The sequence below is a fragment of the Phenylobacterium kunshanense genome (assembly GCF_003254525.1).
GTDB lineage: Bacteria > Pseudomonadota > Alphaproteobacteria > Caulobacterales > Caulobacteraceae > Phenylobacterium > Phenylobacterium kunshanense.
Map to the genome: position 1 here is coordinate 303,739 of NZ_QFYS01000004.1, position 20,688 is coordinate 324,426.

At 69.1% G+C, this 20,688-nt stretch carries 19 protein-coding genes; 13 read left to right on the forward strand and 6 right to left on the reverse strand.

What is annotated here, in order from left to right; genetic code table 11:
* The first annotated feature begins 74 nt into the window (after positions 1 to 74).
* On the forward strand, positions 75 to 341 hold the full coding sequence (locus tag DJ019_RS11675) for a hypothetical protein (protein WP_133255292.1): 267 nt from the start codon (positions 75 to 77) through the stop codon (positions 339 to 341).
* Between the two features lie 3 nt (positions 342 to 344).
* Here DJ019_RS11675 and carB read toward each other — a convergent pair whose 3' ends face one another.
* Entirely contained in the window at positions 345 to 3,635 is a 3,291-nt protein-coding gene (gene carB, locus DJ019_RS11680) for a carbamoyl-phosphate synthase large subunit (RefSeq protein WP_111276207.1), read from the reverse strand.
* A gap of 222 nt (positions 3,636 to 3,857) precedes the next feature.
* Between carB and DJ019_RS11685 the strand changes: the two genes are divergently transcribed.
* The 4 genes from DJ019_RS11685 to DJ019_RS11700 all read left to right on the forward strand — a co-directional run bounded on the left by DJ019_RS11685 (position 3,858) and on the right by DJ019_RS11700 (position 5,928).
* Complete coding sequence (locus DJ019_RS11685) at positions 3,858 to 4,103, forward strand: hypothetical protein (RefSeq protein ID WP_240606453.1); 246 nt, start codon at positions 3,858 to 3,860, stop codon at positions 4,101 to 4,103.
* A gap of 37 nt (positions 4,104 to 4,140) precedes the next feature.
* A complete protein-coding gene (locus tag DJ019_RS11690; protein ID WP_111276209.1) occupies positions 4,141 to 4,554 on the forward strand; it encodes a cupin domain-containing protein in 414 nt (137 codons plus the stop codon).
* 85 nt (positions 4,555 to 4,639) lie between these two features.
* Positions 4,640 to 5,197, forward strand: coding sequence for a sigma-70 family RNA polymerase sigma factor (locus DJ019_RS11695; protein ID WP_240606454.1), 558 nt, complete (start codon positions 4,640 to 4,642; stop codon positions 5,195 to 5,197).
* Positions 5,194 to 5,928 carry an anti-sigma factor gene (locus DJ019_RS11700; RefSeq protein WP_111276210.1) on the forward strand — a complete coding sequence of 245 codons (735 nt, stop codon included), beginning with the start codon at positions 5,194 to 5,196 and terminating at the stop codon, positions 5,926 to 5,928. The genes DJ019_RS11695 and DJ019_RS11700 overlap by 4 nt, the downstream gene beginning before the upstream one ends.
* 85 nt (positions 5,929 to 6,013) lie before the next feature.
* Here the strand turns inward: DJ019_RS11700 and DJ019_RS11705 are convergent, their stop codons facing one another.
* Positions 6,014 to 6,715: an HAD family hydrolase gene (locus tag DJ019_RS11705; RefSeq protein ID WP_111276211.1), complete on the reverse strand. Its 702-nt coding sequence runs from the start codon at positions 6,713 to 6,715 to the stop codon at positions 6,014 to 6,016.
* Between the two features lie 159 nt (positions 6,716 to 6,874).
* Here DJ019_RS11705 and DJ019_RS11710 point away from each other — a divergent pair, with 159 nt between their 5' ends.
* A complete protein-coding gene (locus DJ019_RS11710) occupies positions 6,875 to 7,990 on the forward strand; it encodes a response regulator (RefSeq protein WP_111276212.1) in 1,116 nt (371 codons plus the stop codon).
* Positions 7,991 to 7,993: 3 nt separating this feature from the next.
* Here the strand turns inward: DJ019_RS11710 and DJ019_RS11715 are convergent, their stop codons facing one another.
* The 3 genes from DJ019_RS11715 to DJ019_RS11725 form a co-directional block, all read right to left on the reverse strand.
* Entirely contained in the window at positions 7,994 to 8,239 is a 246-nt protein-coding gene (locus tag DJ019_RS11715) for a DUF1272 domain-containing protein (protein ID WP_111276213.1), read from the reverse strand.
* A gap of 62 nt (positions 8,240 to 8,301) precedes the next feature.
* On the reverse strand, positions 8,302 to 8,739 hold the full coding sequence (locus DJ019_RS11720) for a DUF1330 domain-containing protein (RefSeq protein WP_111276214.1): 438 nt from the start codon (positions 8,737 to 8,739) through the stop codon (positions 8,302 to 8,304).
* Positions 8,740 to 8,749: 10 nt separating this feature from the next.
* Positions 8,750 to 9,688 carry a sensor histidine kinase gene (locus DJ019_RS11725; RefSeq protein ID WP_111276215.1) on the reverse strand — a complete coding sequence of 313 codons (939 nt, stop codon included), beginning with the start codon at positions 9,686 to 9,688 and terminating at the stop codon, positions 8,750 to 8,752.
* 202 nt (positions 9,689 to 9,890) lie between these two features.
* Between DJ019_RS11725 and carA the strand changes: the two genes are divergently transcribed.
* On the forward strand, positions 9,891 to 11,060 hold the full coding sequence (gene carA, locus DJ019_RS11730) for a glutamine-hydrolyzing carbamoyl-phosphate synthase small subunit (RefSeq protein ID WP_111276216.1): 1,170 nt from the start codon (positions 9,891 to 9,893) through the stop codon (positions 11,058 to 11,060).
* A gap of 323 nt (positions 11,061 to 11,383) precedes the next feature.
* Here carA and DJ019_RS11735 read toward each other — a convergent pair whose 3' ends face one another.
* Positions 11,384 to 11,785, reverse strand: coding sequence for a GxxExxY protein (locus DJ019_RS11735; protein ID WP_111276217.1), 402 nt, complete (start codon positions 11,783 to 11,785; stop codon positions 11,384 to 11,386).
* 133 nt (positions 11,786 to 11,918) lie between these two features.
* On the opposite strand from DJ019_RS11735, the gene DJ019_RS21195 reads away from it, so the two are divergent.
* The 6 genes from DJ019_RS21195 (at position 11,919) to rpoD (ending at position 20,658) form a co-directional block, all read left to right on the forward strand.
* Positions 11,919 to 12,311, forward strand: a complete 393-nt coding sequence (locus DJ019_RS21195; protein ID WP_205854145.1) for a hypothetical protein — start codon at positions 11,919 to 11,921, stop codon at positions 12,309 to 12,311.
* A 2-nt stretch (positions 12,312 to 12,313) separates the two neighbouring features.
* Positions 12,314 to 12,871: a hypothetical protein gene (locus DJ019_RS11745; RefSeq protein WP_111276218.1), complete on the forward strand. Its 558-nt coding sequence runs from the start codon at positions 12,314 to 12,316 to the stop codon at positions 12,869 to 12,871.
* 10 nt (positions 12,872 to 12,881) lie between these two features.
* Positions 12,882 to 13,742 (forward strand): RNA polymerase sigma factor SigJ, encoded by an 861-nt coding sequence (gene sigJ / locus DJ019_RS11750; protein ID WP_111276268.1) that lies wholly within the window; start codon positions 12,882 to 12,884, stop codon positions 13,740 to 13,742.
* 46 nt (positions 13,743 to 13,788) lie between these two features.
* On the forward strand, positions 13,789 to 15,705 hold the full coding sequence (gene dnaG / locus DJ019_RS11755) for a DNA primase (protein ID WP_111276219.1): 1,917 nt from the start codon (positions 13,789 to 13,791) through the stop codon (positions 15,703 to 15,705).
* A gap of 79 nt (positions 15,706 to 15,784) precedes the next feature.
* The gene (locus DJ019_RS11760) at positions 15,785 to 18,328 is read left to right on the forward strand and encodes a TonB-dependent receptor (protein WP_133255293.1); all 2,544 of its coding nucleotides are present in this window, start codon (positions 15,785 to 15,787) and stop codon (positions 18,326 to 18,328) included.
* A 401-nt stretch (positions 18,329 to 18,729) separates the two neighbouring features.
* Entirely contained in the window at positions 18,730 to 20,658 is a 1,929-nt protein-coding gene (gene rpoD / locus DJ019_RS11765; protein ID WP_111276221.1) for an RNA polymerase sigma factor RpoD, read from the forward strand.
* Positions 20,659 to 20,688 lie beyond the last annotated feature (30 nt).

Sequence of the window (20,688 nt, forward strand, 5' to 3'; positions counted from 1 at the left end):
TTGATCTGGATCGTCGGGGCATGGACATCCGGCGCAGGCCGCTTCACATCGGGCCCGAACTTTCGGAGGCGTGCATGGTCCATCTCGACGACTTCATCGACGACGGCGACGAGGGGCCGGATGTGGCGGCCGACTTCGCCGCGCTGAAGGGGTGCCTCAAGGCTCTGGCCGACGCCATCGCCAGCACGAACCTCGCCGTGATCAACGGCGCTCAGGGCGATGTGCAGGCCGCGACCCAGCGGGTCCAGGCCTCGGTCGGCGCGTTGAAGCGCTTCCACGACGCGATGAAGATCCTGGAGGCCGGAACCGAGGACGAGCCCGACGCTCCAGAGGAGGAATAGCGTCTACGCGTAGCTCTGTAGCGGCCGGACCTCGAGGGGCGCCTCGGCCGTGGCCGCGATGGCGCGGGCGGCCGCCACCGCGGCCGGGGCCGTGGTGAAGTACGGGATCTTGCCCATCAGCGCCGTCCGCCGGATCTCGAAGCTGTCCAGCAGCGACTGCTTGCCTTCGGTGGTGTTGAAGACGAGTTGGACCTCGCCGTTCTTCATGGCGTCGACGATGTGCGGGCGGCCTTCCAGCACCTTCTTCACCACCTCGACCTTCAGGCCCTGTTCGGCCAGGTAGGCCGCGGTGCCGGAGGTCGCGAGGACGCGGAAACCCTGGTCCAGCACGAGGCGGACCGCTTCCTTGATGAACGGCTTGTCCGAGTCCTTCACCGAGACGAACACGCATCCGCTGGTCGGCAGGGTGGTCCCGCCACCCAACTGACTCTTGGCGAAGGCGCGGGCGAATGCGGGGCCGGGGCCCTCCCCGGGGCGGATCCAGTCCAGGCCCATGACCTCGCCGGTCGAGCGCATCTCGGGGCCCAGGATCGTGTCCACCTTCGGGAACTTGGCGAACGGGAAGACCGCCTCCTTCACCGCGATGTGGTCATAGGGCTTGTCGGTCAGGCCGAACTCCGAGAGCGGCTTGCCGGCCATCACCTTGGCGGCGATTGCGGCCACGGGTTCGCCGATGGTCTTGGCCACGAAGGGCACCGTGCGGCTGGCGCGCGGGTTCACCTCCAGGACGTAGATGCGCGGGCTGGCGCTCTCCGGCTCCTCAATGGCGAACTGCACGTTCATCAGGCCGCGCACGTTCAGCGCCCTGGCCATGGCCACCGTCTGGCGCTTCAGCTCGGTGATGGTCTCGTCGCGGAGGGAGAACGGCGGCAGCGAGCAGGCGCTGTCGCCGGAGTGCACGCCGGCTTCCTCGATGTGCTCCATGACGCCGGCCACGAAGACCTCGCCGTTCGCGTCGCAGATGGCGTCCACGTCCACCTCGGTGGCGCGCGAGAGGTACTGGTCGATCAGCACCGGGCTGTCGCCCGACACCTGCACGGCGGTGTTGATGTAGCGCTCGAGCTGTTCGTCGTCGCGGACGATCTCCATGCCGCGGCCGCCCAGGACGTAGGACGGGCGGATCACGACCGGGTAGCCGACCTTATGCGCCGCCTCGAAGGCCTCGTCGCGGCTCCGGGCCAGGGCGTTCACCGGCTGGGCGATCTTCAGCTTGTGCAGGAGCTGCTGGAAGCGCTCGCGGTCCTCGGCCAGGTCGATGGCGTCGGGGCTGGTGCCCAGGATCGGGATGCCGGCGTCTTCCAGCGCCTTGGCCAGCTTCAGCGGGGTCTGGCCGCCGAACTGCACGATCACCCCGATCAGCTCGCCACGGGCCCGTTCGGTCTCGATCAGCTCCAGCACGTCCTCGGCCGTCAGCGGCTCGAAGTAGAGGCGGTCGGAAGTGTCGTAGTCGGTCGAGACGGTCTCGGGGTTGCAGTTCACCATGATCGACTCGACCTCGATCTCGTCGAGGGCGAAGGCGGCGTGGCAGCAGCAGTAGTCGAACTCGATCCCCTGGCCGATCCGGTTCGGGCCGCCGCCGAGGATAATGGCCTTCTTGCGGTCCGACGGCTCGCTCTCGCAGTCGGGAGTCTGGCCGAGGGCGCCGGTCTCGTAGGTCGAATACATGTAGGGCGTGTCGGCGCGGAACTCGCCGGCGCAGGTGTCGATGCGCTTGAAGACGGGCCGCACGCCGAGGGCCCGGCGCTGCTCGCGCACCTCCTTCTCGGTGGTGTGGGTCAGGCGGGCGAGCCGGGCGTCGGAGAAGCCCTGGGCCTTGAGCCGGCGGAATTCGGCGGCGCTGGTGGGCAGGCCGTTGGCGCGGACCTGCTCCTCGGTCCGGACCAGGGTTTCGATCTGGCGCAGGAACCAGGGCTCATAGCTGCAGGCGCCGTGGATCTCGTCGCAGGTCAGGCCAGCGCGGAAGGCCTGGGCGATGACGCGCAGGCGGTCGGGCGTCGGCGTGGCCAGGGCGCGCAGGACGGCCGCGTGGCCCATCTCGGGGTCCTCGCCGCCCTCGATGGCGATCTCGTCGAGGCCAGACAGGCCGGTCTCCAGGCCGCGCAGGGCTTTCTGCAGGCTCTCGGCGAAGGTGCGGCCGATGGCCATGACCTCGCCCACCGACTTCATCTGGGTGGTGAGGTAGGGCTCGGAACCCGGGAACTTCTCGAAGGCGAAGCGCGGGATCTTGGTGACCACGTAGTCGATGCTGGGCTCGAACGAGGCGGGCGTGGCGCCGGTGATGTCGTTCATCAGCTCGTCGAGCGTGTAGCCGACGGCCAGGCGGGCGGCGACCTTGGCGATCGGGAAGCCCGTCGCCTTCGAAGCCAGCGCCGACGAGCGGCTGACCCGCGGGTTCATCTCGATGACGACCATGCGGCCGTCCTTGGGGTTCACCGCCCACTGGACGTTGGAGCCGCCGGTCTCGACCCCGATCTCGCGCAGGACGTCGATCGAGGCCTTGCGCATCCGCTGATATTCCTTGTCGGTCAGCGTCAGCGCGGGGGCGACCGTGATGGAGTCGCCGGTGTGCACGCCCATCGGGTCGATGTTCTCGATGGAGCAGACGATGATGCAGTTGTCCGCCTTGTCGCGGACGACCTCCATCTCGTACTCCTTCCAGCCCAGGACGCTCTCCTCGATGAGCACCTCGGTGGTCGGGGACAGGTCGAGGCCGCGCTCGACGATCTCCTTGAACTCCTCGACGTTGTAGGCGATGCCGCCGCCGGTCCCGGCCAGGGTGAACGACGGGCGGATGATCGCCGGCAGGCCGACGAACTCCAGGCCTTCCATGGCCTCTTCCATCGTGTGCGCGGCCTTGGACTTGGGGCTCTCGAGGCCCAGCTTGTCCATGGCGTCACGGAATTTTTGGCGATCCTCGGCCTTGTCGATCACCTCGGCCTTGGCGCCGATCATCTCGACCCCGAACTTCTTCAGGACGCCGCGTTCCTCGAGCGCGAGGGCGGTGTTCAGCGCCGTCTGGCCGCCCATGGTCGGCAGCAGGGCGTCGGGCCGTTCCTTCTCGATGATCTTCTCGACCATCTCCGGCGTGATCGGCTCGATGTAGGTGGCGTCGGCGACGTTCGGATCGGTCATGATCGTCGCCGGGTTCGAGTTCACCAGGATGATCCGGTAGCCCTCGGCCCTGAGCGCCTTACACGCCTGCACGCCCGAATAGTCGAACTCGCACGCCTGGCCGATGACGATGGGCCCCGCGCCGATGATGAGGATCGAGGAGATGTCGGTGCGTTTGGGCATCTTTTTTCGCGCGAAAGGACGGCCGCGCCAGGATGGGACGCGCCGTCACCGGTTAGACATGCAGGTTAAGGCGCCCATTTATCGAGGGAGCCCCCCTGGCGCAAGCACGTGGGGCGGCAAGTCGCGGGCGCGAAAATTGTTCCCGGATTTTTCTGTTTTGAATCATGAAACTAAGCCGCCGTTCGCGCTCTATCGATTCAGAGCGCCCAGGATTGGGCGCAGATGGATGGAGTTCCCATGAGCCTGCTGGAGAGAATCCCGACCCTCAGCGACGAGGAAGTCGTGAACCTGCTGGCCAACGCGCGGCGGCTCTCGGAGGCCGGCGGAGACAAGCAGAAGGCGGCCGCCGCCGAGCTGCTGCCCGCGCTGGAGGCCGAGGCGGAGCAGCGGCGCGAGGCGCGGATGGAGCGGGCGAAGGAAAAGCGCGCCGCCACCCGCAAGGCCACTCTGCGCAGCGCGGCGGCTTAGGCTTCCCTCCCGCTGAGGTCTGCGCCACGCTGGCGGGATGATCCGCGCCACCCCTGTCGTCGCCGCCTTCGCCGTCGCCGCGCCTGCCATGGCGCAATCGCCACCCCCTGTCGGCCAGCCGGTCGTGGTCGAGCAGACCCTGAGCGGCCAGCCGATCCGGGCGCCGGGCGGCGACCTGAGAATCACGGTCGGCCAGACGGTGATCGCCGCTGGGGCCGGCCTGCCGCCGCACAAGCACCCCTATCCGCGGCTGGTGCAGGTGCTTGCCGGGCGGCTGAAAGTCACCAACCTCGACACCGGCCAGGTGCGCGAGCTCGCGGCCGGTGAGTGGGTCGTGGATGCGGTGGACCAGTGGCACAGCGCCGAGGCGCTCGGGGGCGAGCCTGTCCGCCTCCTGACCATCGACCAGGCGCCGCCCGGCGCGGCGGTCACGATCCTGCGGCGCCCGTAGCGCGGGAATGCTTGCGTCTTTTCGCGTTGAAGGGCAGCTTCCGGCGTGACCGTTCGCCGCAGGCGACGCAACCATAGGGTCTGACTTGGCCAGCGCCGCCACCTCCGCCGACGTGCTGAATCCGCTGATGGCGCGCATCGCCGCGGGCGAGCGCGACGCCCTGCGACAATTGTACGACGCCACCTCCGCGAAGCTTTTTGGGGTTTGCCTCCGTATCCTCTCCGACCGCGAGGAGAGTGAGGACGTTTTGCAGGACGTGTACGTCACCATCTGGCGACGCGCAGATCGGTTCGATTCTGGGCGTGCGAGCGTGATGACCTGGTTGTCCACGATTGCGCGTAACCGGGCCATCGACCGCCTGCGGGCGCGTGGACCGATGGCCTATGCCGAGCCCGTCGACGAACTGGAGATCGCCGATGGATCGGACAGCGCCGAGACGCTGCTGTCCGCGGCGGATGACCGCAATCGCCTGTCCGCCTGCCTCGGCGAACTGGACGATCGCACGGAAAAAGTCATCCGCACGGCGTTTTTCGAGGGCGTGACTTACGAAGCCTTAGCCAAGCGGATGGATGCTCCGCTCGGCACCGTGAAGAGTTGGATCCGTCGGGGACTGGCGAAGCTGAAGGGGTGCCTCCAGTCATGAGCGAAGCCCCTGACCTGACAGAAGACGAAGCCCTCGCGGCCGAACACGCGCTCGGCGTGCTGAACGCCCGCGAACGCGCCGACGCCGAACAGCGGATGGCCCGCGATCCTGCCTTCGCCGCCGATGTGGAGGCCTGGCGCGGGCGCCTGGCGCCCATGCTCGACTCCGTCGAGCCGGTGACGGCTCCGGCTGGCCTCTGGCCGCGGATCGAACGCCTGCTGCCGGCCAACGACAACGGCCAGATCCTGAGCCGTCTCCGCTTCTGGCGGAACGCGGCGGTGGGTGGCTTCGCCCTGGCCGCGGCCAGCCTCGCGGCCGTGGTCGTGCAGGTGAACCAGCCCCCGGTCACCGTGGATCGCCCAGTCCCCGTGGCGCCGCAGGGCCAGCTCCTGAGCGCCAGCATGGTGAGCCAGGAAGGCCGCGCACAGCCGCTGTTCGTGGCCTCGTACGATCCCGATCGGAAGGCCCTGATCGTCACCTCGCTGCTGCCGGAACAGTCCGACCGCGACAAGGTGCACGAGCTGTGGCTGATCGCCGGCCAGGACAATCCGAAGTCCCTGGGCCTGGTGGAGTCCGGCAAGGCCAAGGTCATCGCCCTGCCGACCGAGGTCATGCAGAAGATGTCCGAAGGCGCGGCCCTGGCCGTGTCGGTCGAACCGCCCGGCGGCTCGAAGAACCCCGACGGGCCCAGCGGTCCGGTCATCGGCGTCGGCAAGCTGTCGAGGCTCTAACGGAAAGGCCGGCTGCGAAGCCGGCCTTTTTCGTTCTTGGAACCACGAAAGGTACGAACGGCAGGAGTCGATCTCTGCTTGGTTCCTACTTTCCCAGTCCTGCGATCCAGCCCGGCAGCTCGGAGATGCTCGCCAGCTCGGCGAAGCGGGGATGCCCGTTGGGCGCGTCGGCCATCTCGTGCGCCCAGGTGATCGGGTAGGGGATGTGGGCGCCCCAGGCGCCGGCTTCCAGCGCCGGCAGGACGTCCGACTTCAGCGAGTTGCCCGCCATCACGGCCTCGGCCGCGCCGCTGCCGTAGCGATCGAACACGCGGGCGTAGGTGGTCGCGTCCTTTTCGCTGACGATCTCCACGGCCGCGAACAGGTCGCCGAGGCCTGAAGCGGCGAGCTTCTGCTCCTGATGGAGGAGGTCGCCCTTGGTGATCAGGACCAGCCGGTAGCCCGCCTCCGAAAGGTCCGCCAACGCCTGGTCGACGCCGGGCAGGGGCTCCACGGGTTCGGACAGCATCTCGCGGCCCGCGGCCAGGATGTCGGCGATCAGGCGGCCGGGCGGATTGCCGCCGGTCAGCTCCATAGCGGTCTCGATCATCGAGAGGGTGAAGCCCTTCACCCCGTATCCGTAGAGCCGCAGGTTCCGCTTCTCGACCTCGGCCAGGCGGGCGTTGATGGTCGAATGGTCCGCAAAACCGGACAGCATCTCCCGCAGCCGATCCTGGGTCAGGCGGAAGATGGTCTCGTTGTGCCAAAGCGTGTCGTCGGCATCGAGGCCGACCGTCGTGATGCGCATGCGCCGCTAATACGGCCGCGCCCGCTGGTTGTGCAATCGCCTGCCTGGGCTGTGCGGAGAAAGGGCGCCCAGGGCGGATTTCCGGTCTCGCGTGGGGGCTTTCGCGCCTCCGCGAACGTCCACGCCCAGGCTCGTCCTCGATCGATTCGGAGACTGAGTATGGGCCTGGGCCGGTTTGGCGCGTGGGTGGCGCGGCTGCTGGGCGGACACGCCCTGGCCCAAGCGCGTGCGCACGCCGCTCAGGCCGAGGCCCGCCTGCGCGACGTGATCGACGCCATTCCGGAGGGTGTGGTCTTCCTGGACGCCCAGGGGCGCTACGTCCTCTGGAACCGGCGCTACGCCGAGATCTACCATCGCTCGGCGGATCTCTTCCGTCCCGGTGCGCGGCTGCTCGACACTTTGCGCGAAGGGGTGCGGCGCGGCGACTATCCCGACGCCATCGGACGCGAGGAGGCCTGGCTCGCGGCGCGAGAAGCGAAGCTGGCCACGGCCACCGGGGAGCGCCACGAGCAGCAGGTGGCCGATGGGCGCTGGCTGATGATCGAGGAGCGGCGCACCTCGGACGGCGGGGTGATCGGCCTGAGGGTGGACATCACCGAGATGAAGCGTCAGGCCGAGGCGCTGGAGCAGGCGCTGGCCCACGCCGAGGCGGCGCACCGGGCCAAGGCCGAGTTCCTGGCCGACATGAGTCACGAGTTGCGCACGCCGCTGAATGGTGTGGCGGGTCTGGCCCAGGCGCTGGACGCCACAGACCTTTGCCCGTCCCAGCGGGCCCTCGTCGCCGACATCCGCGCGGCCGCGCGCCAGCTCGATCGGCTGGTGAACGGCTTGCTGGACTACGGCGACGCCGACCTTGCCCCGGACGAGCGCCCGCCTGCCGCGCCCGACCGGCCGCTGCGCGTGCTGGCGGCCGACGACAATCCGACCAACCGCAAGGTCATCGAGCTGATGCTGGAAGCGGCCGGCATGCAGGTGGTGACGGTGGAGAACGGCTTCGAGGCGGTGGAGGCCTGGCGCACCGGTGGGTTCGACGTCGTGTTGATGGACCTCAGGATGCCGGTCGTCGACGGCCTGGCGGCGATCCGCGCCATCCGGGCGGAGGAGGCCCAGGCGGGACGGGCGAGGACCCCCATGATCGTCCTGTCCGCCAACACCTCGCCACACGACCGGAACGCCAGCGCGGCGGCGGGCGCCGACGGGCACATCGCCAAACCCATCCGGGTGGAGGCGCTGTTCGCCGCCCTGCAACAAGCCCTGCCGGCGCAGGCCGCCTGACCTTCAGGTGGCGCAGGCTGCGTGCGCTTTCAGGACCCGCTCGGTCGAGGCCGGGAATTTCGCAAGCGCCGCGGGCGGACGAACCGCCCGTCCAACGAGATTGCCACCACAGTTGGGGCAGCGGCCGCCCAGCCGTGTATCGGCGCAGACGGCGCAGAAGGTGCATTCGAATGAGCAGATGCGGGCCTCCGTGCTCTCCGGCGGGAGGTCGCGGTCGCAGCATTCGCAGTTGGGGCGCAGAGCGAGCATGGCCTCAATCTGCCAGAAGGCTTGCCTGGCAGATATGACGAGTTTCCCTCGTTTTCTGCCGCCTACTCCCCGAAGCCTTCGCCGGGTTCCACCGGCGCCAGCCGAAGCAGGCGGGAATCCGCCACGCCGGCCGTCCGGTGCTGCACAAGTTCGCGGTACTCGGGATCGCGCACCATGGCGATGAAGGCGTCCGAGTTCGGATATTCGGCGATGAAGGCGAGGTCCCAGGCCTCGGCCGCCGGACCGGTGACCATCACCTGCGGCTTACCCGCCCAGACCTGCCGTCCGCCCAGGCGCTTGAAGATATGAGCCGTCGTGCGGCCGTAGGCGCGGTAGGCGTCGAGACCGGTGAGGTCCTTGCCGTGGTCAGGGTGGCCTGGGGGATACTCGGCCTTGGGCTTGAGCCGGATCAGGTTGAGCATCTGGATCGGCTCGTCCCGCGGCAGGGACTTGAAGACTTCCCAGGCCTGGCGGTCGGGGTCGATGTAGCTGTCAGCCATGTGAGGGTCCTCAGGTCGCGGGGCGCAACGCGGCCTTACCATGGCGCACGGCTACGGTCTGCGGACTTGGCCGGGCCGCCGCGGCGCGCGGCAGGGTGAAGTAGAAGGCCGCGCCGCCGCCCGCCGCGCGCTGGGCCCAGATGCGCCCGCCGTGCGCCTCGACGATGGCCCGTGAGATCGACAGGCCGACACCCATGCCCTGCGGCTTGTCCGTGACGAACGGCTCGAACAGCCGGTCGGCCAGCTCGCGCGGGATGCCGGCGCCGCTGTCGATCACATGGATGCGGACGTGGTGCTCGCCCTCCGGCGCGGCCCCGATCCGCAACTCGCGCCAGGAGGCGTCCGCCATCGCCTCGAAGGCGTTGCGGAGCAGGTTGAGCACCACCTGCTGCACCTGCACCCGGTCGGCCAGGACCAGTTCCGCGTCGGGGTCGAACTCGTACCGAAGGATCACGCTTTCCTTCGCCACGTCGGCCATGGCCACGTCGATGATCTCGGCGAACAGGTCGGGCAGGGCCTCGGGCGAGGCGGTCAGCTCGCCCTGGCCCGCGCCCTGCCGGATGCGCGCGACGATGCGGGCGGCGCGGTCCGCCTGGTCGGTGACGCGCGCCAGCAGATCGGCGAGATCGCCGTCGGCGCGACCCTCGGGGGCCAGGCGGTGGGCGGCGGCGGCATAGTTCGAAATCGCCGCCAGCGGCTGGCTGAGCTCGTGCGCGAGGGTGGCGGCCATCTCGCCCATGGCGTTGAGGCGCGCCGCCCGAGCGACCTGCAGCGGACTGCCCACGCGCGCGGCGGGCGGCTCAGGCGAGGCCGTGGGATGGGGATCCAGCCGCTCCGCGGCCGATTGGGACAGGCGGGCCAAAGCTTCCAGCCCGCGCGCCAGGATGACGCCTGGAACCCTGGCGGCCGCGGCGGCCCAGTCCGTGGTGCTCGTCGCCGTACGCTTCACATCAGGCGCCCACTGCCCCTACTGCGACGACGGTACAATTAGAAATAGAATTCGCAATATAATTCCTACCAAGGCGGGCGCTGTCCCGAAGTCGCATTGACCCGGCTCCGCCGACTCACTAGGTACGCGGCCGTTTGCCCGGAACGTGTCGAGGGAACCGGTCCCGCGTCCGCCCGATGACGACCCTAAAAAGGAGCCCTCCATGAGCCGTGACCTTCTGCCTGGCGTCACCGGCGTTCTGGTGCTGGCCGACGGGACCGTCCTGCAAGGCGTGGGCGTCGGCGCGGTCGGCGATGCGGTCGGCGAGGTGTGCTTCAACACCGCCATGACCGGCTATCAGGAGATCCTGACCGACCCGTCGTACATGGCGCAGATCGTGGCCTTCACCTTCCCGCACGTGGGCAATGTCGGCACGAACGTCGAGGACATCGAGCAGATGTCGGGCTCGGCCGAGACGGCGGCCCGCGGCGCCATCTTCCGGGACGTGCCGACCCGGCCGGCCAACTGGCGGGCCGACGCCGACCTCGAGACCTGGATGACCCGGCGCGGCGTGATCGGCCTGGCCGGCGTGGACACCCGGGCCCTGACCCGGCGCATCCGCGAGCAGGGGATGCCGCACGCGGTCATCGCCCACAATCCCGACGGCCAGTTCGACCTGGACGCCCTGCAGGCCAAGGCGCGGGCCTGGAACGGCCTCGTCGGCCTGGACCTCGCCAAGGACGCCTCCTGCCTGCAGCCCTTCACCTACGACGAGGGCCTGTGGGACTGGAACGGCGGCTACGCCAAGGCGGGCGACAAGCCGAAGTACGAGGTCGTGGTCGTGGACTACGGCGTCAAGCGCAACATCCTGCGGGGTCTGGTCTCGGTGGGCGCGCGAGTGACGGTGGTGCCGGCCAAGACGACCGCCGAGGAGATCCTGGCGCGCAACCCCGACGGCGTGCTGCTGTCGAACGGCCCGGGCGACCCGGCCGCGACGGGCGAGTACGCGGTTCCGGAAATCCGCAAGCTGGTGGAGAGCGGCAAGCCGGTGTTCGGCATCTGCCTCGGCCACCAGATGCTGTCGCTGGCGCTGGGCGCGAAGACCGTGAAGATGGAGCAGGGCCACCACGGGGCGAACCACCCGGTGAAGGACCTGACGACCGGCAAGGTCGAGATCGTGTCGATGAACCACGGCTTCACCGTGGACCGCGACAGCCTGCCCGAGCCGGTGGTGGAGACCCACGTGTCCCTGTTCGACGGCACCAACGCCGGCCTGGCGCTGAAGGACCGGCCCGTGTTCTCGGTCCAGCACCACCCCGAAGCCTCGCCGGGCCCGACCGACAGCCTCTACCTCTTCGAACGCTTCGCCGGCCTGATGGACCAGGCGAAGTAGAGCTACGGGCTCTGTTGGATAGCTGACCACGGACCAGCACCGAACATCACGGACATGGCGACCGCGCCGAAGGCGCCTTCGAAACGGATCTGGCTGATCGGGACTGTCCGTGATGGTCGGCGCTGGTCCGTGGTCCTCAATGGACAATTCGCTCAAGCTTCGGCCTGATGGACAGGCGAAGTAGAGCTGCGGGCGCTGTTGGATAGTTGACCACGGACCAGCACTGACCATCACGGACGACAGCTGCACACACCCGGATCTGGTTGGAATGCGCCTTCGGCGCGGTCGCCACGTCCGTGATGGTCAGTGCTGGTCGGTGGCCGCTAGTGGACAATGCGCTCGATTGTCGCCGGGCCTGATCCTCCGAAGTTCACGAGCAATCCGGTCCGAAGCCCAGTGGCCTTGAGGTAGTTGTGGAGCTGGGCGCGGTGTTCGGGCGCGATCTCTCGTGCGACCTTCAACTCCACGACGACCAGCTCGAAGCAAATGAAATCCGGCTGGTAGGTCTGCTGAAGCTGCGTCCCCTTGTAGTCCAAACGAAGCTTCGGCATTGCCCGAAACGGAATGCCGCGCTTCGCGAATTCCAGGCCCAGGCATTCCTGGTAGACGGCCTCCAGAAACCCTCGTCCCATCACGCGGTTCACTTCGAAGACCGCGCCGCGGATCTGGAATGTCTGCTGTTCGCAGAGCAGCGCGGACTTCGGGTCAGTCTGATCGTCGGACATGTCCGAGGCATATCAGTCGGCCCTCAAGGGAACAATGCAAGAACATTTATCGCCTCCGATGTTTCGTTTGGTTTCTATGTCACAGCCGCGCCGGTTGCCGCGTCCTGGGTTTCGAATGGTTCGGGAGCGGGTGATGCGGAGTTGGGACCGGTGGGTTTCGGGGGGGCTGGGTGCGGGGTTCCTCGCCAACGGCGCGATGATGCTGCTGGCGCCGCTGGGCTGGTACGACGCGGTGCCGGGCGTTCCGGCGACGGGGCCGTTCAACCCGCACTTCGTGCGCGACATCGGGGCGATCTACGTCATGTGCGCCGGTGCGCTCGGCTGGTTCGCCTGGCGGCCGGCGCAGGGCTGGCCCGCGCTGAGCGTAGCGGCGGCGTGGCTGACGATGCACGCGGCGATCCATGTCTATGACGCCACCTGCGGGGCCGACCCGCTGGCCGACATCCGCCAGGACCTGATCGGCGTCTACCTGTTCGCGGCCATCCCCCTGGCGCTGGCCCTTCTCCGCAAACCGAAAGGAGCCTGACCATGATCAGGATGATGCTCGCCCGCTGGATCGACGGGTTCGAGAAGAGCTTCGGCTATGACGCCAGCTACATGCGCCACGTGCTGCGCGTGAGCCCGGCCAGCCTCGTGAAGTTCATGCTGGGAACGCGGGCGGCGGACGTGAAGGCCGCCCCGCACGAGGCCCTCATCGCGGCCGGGCTGGTGGGTACGCTGTCGGAGGACTGCGGGCCGTGCACCCAGGTCTCGGTGGACATCGCGACGGCGAACGGCGTCGATCCGAAGGTGCTCCGCGCCATCCTGGCCGGGGACGAGACGGCCATGGGCGAGACGGCGGCCCTGGCCTACCGCTTCGCCAAGGCCAGCCTGGCGCGCGACATGGAGGCGTGCGATCCGCTGCGCGACGAGATCGTCCGCCGCTGGGGCGACAAGGCGCTGGTGGCCATCGGCCTGGCCCTGGTAGGGGCGCGGATGTACCCGACGCTGAAATACGCCCTGGGCTACGGCAAGGCCTGCTCGAAGGTGACCGTGGCCGGCGAGGCGGTGGCGCCGCACATGGCTCCGGCGGCCCTGGCGGCGTAGGGTGGCGGCCATGGACGCAGGCCTGACCGACGCCTTCGAGGCCAACCGGGGCCGGCTGAAGCGGCTGGCCTACCGGATGCTGGGGTCGGTCTCCGAGGCCGAGGACGCGGTGCAGGACGCCTGGATCCGCTGGCGGCGCGCGCCGGCCGACGTGGCCGATCCGGCGGCCTGGCTGGTGCGCGCAACGACCCGGCTCTGCATCGACCGGCTGCGCGCCGCCAAGGCCGAGCGGGCGGCCTACAAGGGCCCCTGGCTGCCCGAGCCGCTGATCGAGCCCCTGATGGAGGATCCGGTGGAGAAGGCCGAGGAGGTCTCGGTGGCCTTCCTGCTGGCGCTGGAGCGGCTGTCGCCGCTGGAGCGGGCGGTGTTCCTGCTGCACGACGTGTTCGACCAGGACTACGCCGAAGTCGCCCGGACTCTGGAGCGCAGCGAGGCGGCGGTGCGCCAGCTTGCCAGCCGCGCGCGGGAGCACGTGCGGGATGCGCGGCCGAGGTTCGCGGTGGATCGGGAACGCGCGCTGCAGCTTGCGGGCGCCTTCATGGCCGCCGCTGCGCGCGCGGACATGAGCGGCCTGACGGACCTGCTGGCGCAGGATGCGATCATGGTCACCGACGGCGGGGGCAAGCGGAAGGCCGCCCTCCGGGTGCTGGTGGGGCGGGATGACATTCTCGACCTGCTCCAAGGGCTGCACTGGCGCCATGCGCTGCCCACGCTGGAGCGCCTGGCCCCCGCGCGGATCAATGGCCTGATGGGCTTCGTCATCCACTACGACGACGGTCCGGCCACCATGGCGTTCGAGATGGATGGGGAGGGCAGGATCTCCGCCATCTATCAGGTGAGAAATCCAGAGAAGCTGCGCCACGTGGCGTGACTGTCCGCTCGCACGGCGGGGCCAGCGGTGATAGCGGTTCCGTCTGATGGTCGGGCGGTTCGACGAGCGGTTCCTGGAGGAGATCAAGTCGCGGCTTCGGCCGTCCGACGTGATCGGCCGCACCGTGAAGCTGCGCAAGCAGGGCCGCGAGTACGTCGGCCTGTCGCCCTTCAACAAGGAGAAGACCCCCTCGTTCTACGTGAACGACGAGAAAGGGCAGTTCTTCGACTTTTCGTCCGGCAAGACCGGCGACCTCATCACCTTCCTGCAGGAGACCGAGCGGCTGAGCTTCGCCGAGGCGGTGGAGCGGCTGGCGGCGGAGGCGGGGGTGCCGCTGCCGGCGGTCGACCCGCGCGGCGCCGAACAGGAGAAGAAGCGCCAGGGCCTCGCCGACTGGCTGGAGCTGGCCGCCCAGTGGTTCGAGGCCGAGCTGCGCCGCCCGCCGGGGCGCGAGGCGCGGGCCTATCTCGAGCGGCGCGGCCTGCCGGAAGGCGAGTGGGGGCGGTTCCGGCTGGGGTTCTCGCCCTCGGGGCGGACAGCCCTGAAGGACTACCTGGTCACCAAGGGGGCGCGGCCGGCCGAACTGGTCGAGGCCGGCCTGCTGATCGCGCCGGAGGACGGCGGGGCGCCCTACGACCGCTTCCGCGACCGGATCATCTTCCCGATCCTGGACGCCCGGGGCCGGGTGGTCTCGTTCGGCGGCCGGGCGATGGATCCGCAGGCGCGGGCCAAGTACCTGAACGGTCCCGAGACGCCGGTCTTCCACAAGGGCCACCAGCTCTACGGCCTGTCGGAGGCGCGCAAGATCCTGGCGGCGGCCAAGGCGGACGAGGACCCGCCGCTGGTGGTGGTGGAAGGCTACATGGACGTCATCGCCTGCCACCGGGCGGGCGTGGCGGCGGTGGCCGCCATGGGCACGGCGCTGGGCGAGGACCAGATGGAGGTGCTGTGGCGCCACCACCCGGAGCCGACGCTGTGCTTCGACGGCGACCGGGCCGGCCGGCAGGCGGCGTCGCGGGCGATCGACCGGGCGCTGCCGCTGCTGAAGGCCGGGCGCAGCTTCCGCTTCGCCATCGTCGAGGGCGGCAAGGACCCTGACGACGTGCTGCGCGAGCAGGGGGCGGCGGCGCTGAAGGCGCAGCTATCGAAGACCACGCCCTTCGCCGAGGCGCTGTTTGTCCGCGAGCGCGACGAGGCCGAGCCGCTGGACACGCCCGAGCGGAAGACGGCGCTGAAGGTGCGGCTGCGCAAGCTGGCGGCCTCGATCCCCGACGCGGACCTCGCGGGCGCCTACAAGGAGGACCTGCTGGCCCGCTACGAGGCCCTGTGGCCGACGCGGGAGCCGGTCTACACGGTGGGCGCGGCGGCGCGGGAGATGTCGCGCGCCGGCTGGGACAAGCGCCGGCGGGCCGCGCCGTCGGGCGCCATCGCCGAGACCAAGCAGGCGACCGAGCGGCTGCGGGCCGCGCCGCGGGCCCTGTCGGCGGCCCTGGCCATCGCGGCGGTGAAGGACCCGGCCGTCCTGGACGATTCCATCGAGCTGGTGGGCTCGCGTGGCTTTGGCGACGAGAAGCTGGACCGGCTCGCCCATGAGCTCGTTCGTCTGCGCTACGAGACCGATCACCTGGAGATGGAGGCGCTGCAGCGTCGCCTTCTGGCCAGCGGCTTTACGCCAGAAGACCTGGCCCGGGTGGAGCGCGAGGCGGCGCGGGCCGGGGTGGCTGCGCCCTTCCTGAAGGAGAGTGGGGAGCGGGCGCGCGAACTGTGGCGGCAAGCTTTCGACTTGCTCATGCAGCTGGAGAGCCTGGAGCGGGCCGTGGAGTCCGCAGCGCGGGACCTGTCCCGCGACCAGGACGCCAGCACCCTGATCAGCCTGAAGGCCGAGCGCGACCATCTGCGCCGGCTGATCAACAGCGACTGGGCGCACGGCGGAGAGGACGCCCGCCCCGTTCTACCGCACTGACGACATCCTGCGACGGAATGATCCAAGTCGGCCGTTTGTGAGTTAGTGCGCCACGGGACGTCGGGTCGAGGAGTATCGCTTGCATTGTCGTGAGTTCGCGCGAGGGCTGGGTCTTGGCCTCGCGACCCTGATGTTCGGCGCTGGCATGGCGCACGCCCAGGCCGGAGCTTCAGCCCGCAGTCCGGATCCCGAACTGGACGCCGAGTACGAAGTCGATGAGCTGGTGATCGAGGCCGCCGCCCAGCCGCGCGGGTCTGTCATCGGCGACATTCCGCCTGAGATCACCCTCGGCCCGCGCGAGATCCGCAGCCTCGGCGCAAGTTCGGTCGCCGACCTGCTGGCCGCCCTGGAGCCGCAACTGGCCAGCGGCCGGGGGCGGGGTGGCGGGCGACCGATCACGCTGGTGAACGGCGCCCGGGTCTCCAGCTTCGCCGAGATCCGCGACCTGCCCCCGGAAGCCATCGTCCGCGTCGAGATCCTGCCCGAAGAAGTGGCCCTTCGCTACGGCTACCGGGCTGACCAGCGGGTGGTGAACTTCGTCCTGCGCCGCCGCTTCAACGCCGTGACCACCGAGGTGGGGCTGCGCGTTCCCACGGAGGGCGGCCGCGCCGCCGTCGACGCGGACGTCAACAGCCTGAGGATCCAGCGCGACACCCGCCTGCAGGTCGACGTGAAGGCAGCCCGCGCCACCTCGTTGCTCGAGAGCGAGCGCGACCTCATCGACAATTCCGCCGCGACGGCCGGCGCCGACCTGCGGCCCTATCGGACCCTGCTGCCTGAAACATCGAGCCTGGCGCTCAACACCGTGCTCGCCCGGACTCTGGGCGAAGGCGTGTCCATGAGCCTGAACGGCAGCCTCGAGAGCACCGAGAGCCGCGGGATGCTGGGGCTGGGAAGTACCCGCGTGTCTGTGCCGGCCGGCAGCCCATACTCGCCTACCGGCGAGGCCCTGGACGTGGTCCGATACGATCTCGCCCGCGGCGCCCTCCAGCGGATCGGTGACGGACTCAGCGCCCATGTCGGCGGCTCGGCCAACGGGGCCGTATCGGGGTGGCGCTGGACCCTCACCGCCAACGCCGACCTTGGCCGCACGCGCAGCCTCACCGAGCGCGGCCTCGGCAGCGACGCATTGCAGGCGGCGGTGAACGCGGGACAGGCCGATCCGTTCGCGCCGACACCAGCGAGCCTGCTGGTCTATCGCGCGCCTGACAGGGCCCGCTCCACAGTGACGTCCGCCGACGCCGAGCTGTTGCTGAACGGGACGCTGGCCGAACTGCCGGCAGGGCCGCTGTCCGCAGCCTTCACGATCGGGGCGGAAACGCTCAAGTCCGACAGCTGGTCGGTGCGCAGCGGCGTCCGGCGCGATGCCGACCTGTCGCGCGACGTCGGCCGAGCTAAGGCGAACCTGGACCTGCCACTCGCGCGCCGCGGCGGGGTGCTGGGCAGGATCGGCGACCTTTCGCTGAATGCGAACGTCGCCGTCGATGAGCTGTCGGACTTCGGAACGCTGACGACCTTCGGCGGGGGCGTGAACTGGTCCCCGATTGAACCGGTGCGCATCATCGCCTCGTTCACGGAGGAGGACGGCGCGCCCACGGTGCAGCAGTTGGGCGATCCCGAGATCGCTACGCCGCTCGTGCGCGTCTTCGATTTCACCCGTGGCGAAACGGTGGAGGTGACGCAGGTCTCGGGCGGCAATCCATTCCTGGTCGCCGACAGCCGGCAGGTGATGAAGTTGGGGCTGACCCTGCGCCCCCTGAAGGACACGGACCTGGTGTTCCGGGCCGACTACAACCGCTCGCGCACGGAAGACCTGATCTCGGCCTTCCCCGCGGCGACAGCCGAGATCGAGGCGGCCTTCCCCGAGCGGTTCGTGCGCGGCGCGGACGGGCGGCTGTTGCAGGTCGACGTGCGTCCGGTGAACTTCGCGCGCCGCGATCAGGAGGAGCTGCGCTGGGGCTTCAACTATAGCCGCCCCTTGCGGAGCACGCGCGGGCCGGGCGCCAGCCAGGGGCCACAGCAGCCCGCCGGCGACCCGGCGCCGCCCCGCCCGGGCGGCCAGGCTCCGACGGAAGGCGCCGAACGCCGCGCGCCCGGTGGTGGCCCCGTCGGCCGCGGCTTCGGTGGTGGTCGGTTTGGCGGCGGGGCGATCCAGTTCGCGGCGTTTCACACCTGGCGGCTGGAGGATGAGATCCTCATCCGTCCGGGCGTGCCGGCGCTCGACCTGCTGGACGGCTCCGCCCTGGGCCAGTCCGGTGGCGAGCCGCGGCATCAGGTCGACGTTCAGGCCGGCGTGTCCCGCAATGGGCTGGGCGCGCGCCTGACGGCGCGCTGGCAGGAGGGGACGAAGGTCAATGGCGCGGCCTTTGGCGGCCAGGACCTGACCTTCTCGGACCTGACCACGGTGAACCTGCGGCTGTTCGCGGACCTGGGGATGCAGCCTTTCGCCCGCGGGAACCGCTTCCTGCGGGGCGCCCGGGTTTCCCTGTCGGTCGACAACCTGTTCGACGAGCGGATCCGGGTGCGCGATGCTGTCGGAGCGACGCCTGTAAGCTACCAGCCGGACCTGGTGGATCCACTGGGGCGGACGGTGCGTCTCAGCTTCCGCAAAGTCTTCTTCTGAACCGGCCGACCTTGACTCCTGGCGACTCGCGCGCCATCTGCGGGATGCGGATTTAGCGCGCTTACGACAGACATCGACGGGCCGTTGCGAACTCGGACGCGCCCCCTTCGCGGATGATGATGTCTCCCTCGATGTGCGGAAATCCCAGCGGTCGCGCCGTTTCTCCCCCTTGGGGAGCCTGCGGACACGGCCACGGGTCGCGGCGGAGAGTGCTCCGCGGCGCAATTTCCTGTGGCGTGTCCAGTTGGGTTCAGGCGTCTCCGCTGGCGTGCGCACGATCAGAACGGGAACGATTTTGGCGGATGGCGGGTCGTAACGTCGCGGCCCCTTCAGCCTTTTCCGCCGGCCACCATTTTCGGCCTGTCTCTTGCACGGGGCGGTCGCCGATTTCGGAGAATTAGATGAGCGCAAACACGGCCGAAGCCGAAACCCCGGAAACCACGGGCGGCGATGGTCCGCTGCTCGACCTGACGGATGCGGCGGTCAAGAAGTTCATCAAGCAGGCCAAGACCCGCGGCTACGTCACGATGGACGAGCTGAACAAGGTTCTGCCGAGCGAAGAAGTCACTTCGGAGCAGATCGAAGACACCCTCGCCATGCTGAGCGAGATGGGCGTCAACGTCGTCGAGTCCGAGGACGACGCGGAGGGCGGCGAAGTCGCGGTCCGCGAGGAGAGCGCCGTCGTCGAGACGACGAAGGAGCCCGCCTACGACCGTACCGACGACCCGGTGCGCATGTACCTGCGCGAAATGGGCTCGGTGGAGCTGCTGTCGCGCGAGGGCGAAATCGCCATCGCGAAGCGCATCGAGGCCGGCCGCGACACCATGATCCGCGGGCTGTGCGAAAGCGCCTTGACCTTCGAAGCCATCATGGTGTGGCGCGAGGAGCTGGAAGGCGGCCGCATCCTGTTGCGCGAGGTGATCGACCTCGAGCAGACCTACGGTGGCCAGAACCCCGCCGTTGAAGCCACGCCGGCCGAGGCCGCGGAGGAGAGCGAAGAAGCCGAAGGCGAGGAAAAGGCCGAGGGCGAAGGCGAGAGCGACGACGACTTCGACGACGGCGCCGGCCCGACCATCAGCGCGATGGAGGCCGAGCTGCGCGAGGGCGTGATGGCGACCCTGGACGCCATCGCGGCCGAGTTCGAAGCCTTCCGCCTGCTGCAGGAGAAGCTGGTCGGCCAAAAGCTGAAGGGCGAGGACCTCTCGGAAAAGGACCGCGCCGCCTACCAGGCCGCGGCCGGCACCATCGTCCAGCACCTGAAGACGCTGAAGCTGAACAACAACCGCATCGAGGCGCTGGTCGAGCAGCTCTATGCGATCAACAAGCGCCTGATGGTCCTGGAAGGCCGCCTGCTGCGCCTGGCCGACAGCTACGGCATCAGCCGGACCGAGTTCCTGAAGGCCTACTTCGGCAACGAGATGCGCCCCGACTGGACCGACATGGTCAAGCAGCTGGGCGTGCGCTGGACCAAGTTCGCCGAGAACGACGGCGGCCAGATCGGCGACATCCGCAATGAGATCGCGGCCCTGGCCCAGGAGACGGGCGTTCCGATCGACGACTACCGCCGCATCGTCCAGACGGTGCAGAAGGGTGAGCGCGAGGCCCGTCAGGCGAAGAAGGAAATGGTCGAGGCGAACCTGCGCCTCGTGATCTCCATCGCCAAGAAGTACACGAACCGCGGCCTGCAGTTCCTGGACCTGATCCAGGAGGGCAACATCGGTCTGATGAAGGCGGTGGACAAGTTCGAGTACCGCCGCGGCTACAAGTTCTCCACCTATGCCACCTGGTGGATCCGGCAGGCGATCACCCGCTCGATCGCCGACCAGGCGCGGACCATCCGCATCCCGGTGCACATGATCGAGACGATCAACAAGATCGTCCGCACCAGCCGCCAGATGCTGCACGAGATCGGCCGCGAGCCGACCCCGGAGGAACTGGCCGAGAAGCTGGCCATGCCGCTGGAGAAGGTGCGCAAGGTCCTGAAGATCGCCAAGGAGCCGATCAGCCTCGAGACGCCGATCGGTGACGAGGAAGACAGCCACCTGGGCGACTTCATCGAGGACAAGAACGCGGTCCTGCCGATCGACGCGGCCATCCAGAGCAACCTTCGTGAGACCACGACGCGCGTGCTCGCGTCGTTGACCCCGCGCGAAGAACGGGTGCTGCGGATGCGCTTCGGCATCGGCATGAACACCGACCACACCCTGGAAGAGGTCGGCCAGCAGTTCTCGGTGACCCGCGAACGGATCCGTCAGATCGAGGCCAAGGCCCTGCGCAAGCTGAAGCACCCCAGCCGGTCCAGGAAGCTGAGAAGCTTCCTGGATTCCTAAGAACTGTTGGGAAGCTGCGGAGCTTCCTGG

Excerpts from the sequence above, each read along its gene's own strand:
- DJ019_RS21195 (WP_205854145.1), top strand. The coding sequence starts at position 11,919 with ATGCGGAGTTGGGACCGGTGGGTTTCGGGGGGGCTGGGTGCGGGGTTC.
- DJ019_RS11690 (WP_111276209.1), top strand. The coding sequence starts at position 4,141 with ATGATCCGCGCCACCCCTGTCGTCGCCGCCTTCGCCGTCGCCGCGCCT.
- carA (WP_111276216.1), top strand. The coding sequence starts at position 9,891 with ATGAGCCGTGACCTTCTGCCTGGCGTCACCGGCGTTCTGGTGCTGGCC.
- DJ019_RS11715 (WP_111276213.1), bottom strand. The coding sequence starts at position 8,239 with ATGCTCGCTCTGCGCCCCAACTGCGAATGCTGCGACCGCGACCTCCCG.
- DJ019_RS11685 (WP_240606453.1), top strand. The coding sequence starts at position 3,858 with ATGGATGGAGTTCCCATGAGCCTGCTGGAGAGAATCCCGACCCTCAGC.
- sigJ (WP_111276268.1), top strand. The coding sequence starts at position 12,882 with ATGGACGCAGGCCTGACCGACGCCTTCGAGGCCAACCGGGGCCGGCTG.
- DJ019_RS11700 (WP_111276210.1), top strand. The coding sequence starts at position 5,194 with ATGAGCGAAGCCCCTGACCTGACAGAAGACGAAGCCCTCGCGGCCGAA.
- DJ019_RS11735 (WP_111276217.1), bottom strand. The coding sequence starts at position 11,785 with ATGTCCGACGATCAGACTGACCCGAAGTCCGCGCTGCTCTGCGAACAG.
- DJ019_RS11710 (WP_111276212.1), top strand. The coding sequence starts at position 6,875 with ATGGGCCTGGGCCGGTTTGGCGCGTGGGTGGCGCGGCTGCTGGGCGGA.
- rpoD (WP_111276221.1), top strand. The coding sequence starts at position 18,730 with ATGAGCGCAAACACGGCCGAAGCCGAAACCCCGGAAACCACGGGCGGC.
- DJ019_RS11675 (WP_133255292.1), top strand. The coding sequence starts at position 75 with ATGGTCCATCTCGACGACTTCATCGACGACGGCGACGAGGGGCCGGAT.
- DJ019_RS11745 (WP_111276218.1), top strand. The coding sequence starts at position 12,314 with ATGATCAGGATGATGCTCGCCCGCTGGATCGACGGGTTCGAGAAGAGC.
- dnaG (WP_111276219.1), top strand. The coding sequence starts at position 13,789 with ATGGTCGGGCGGTTCGACGAGCGGTTCCTGGAGGAGATCAAGTCGCGG.
- DJ019_RS11720 (WP_111276214.1), bottom strand. The coding sequence starts at position 8,739 with ATGGCTGACAGCTACATCGACCCCGACCGCCAGGCCTGGGAAGTCTTC.
- carB (WP_111276207.1), bottom strand. The coding sequence starts at position 3,635 with ATGCCCAAACGCACCGACATCTCCTCGATCCTCATCATCGGCGCGGGG.
- DJ019_RS11705 (WP_111276211.1), bottom strand. The coding sequence starts at position 6,715 with ATGCGCATCACGACGGTCGGCCTCGATGCCGACGACACGCTTTGGCAC.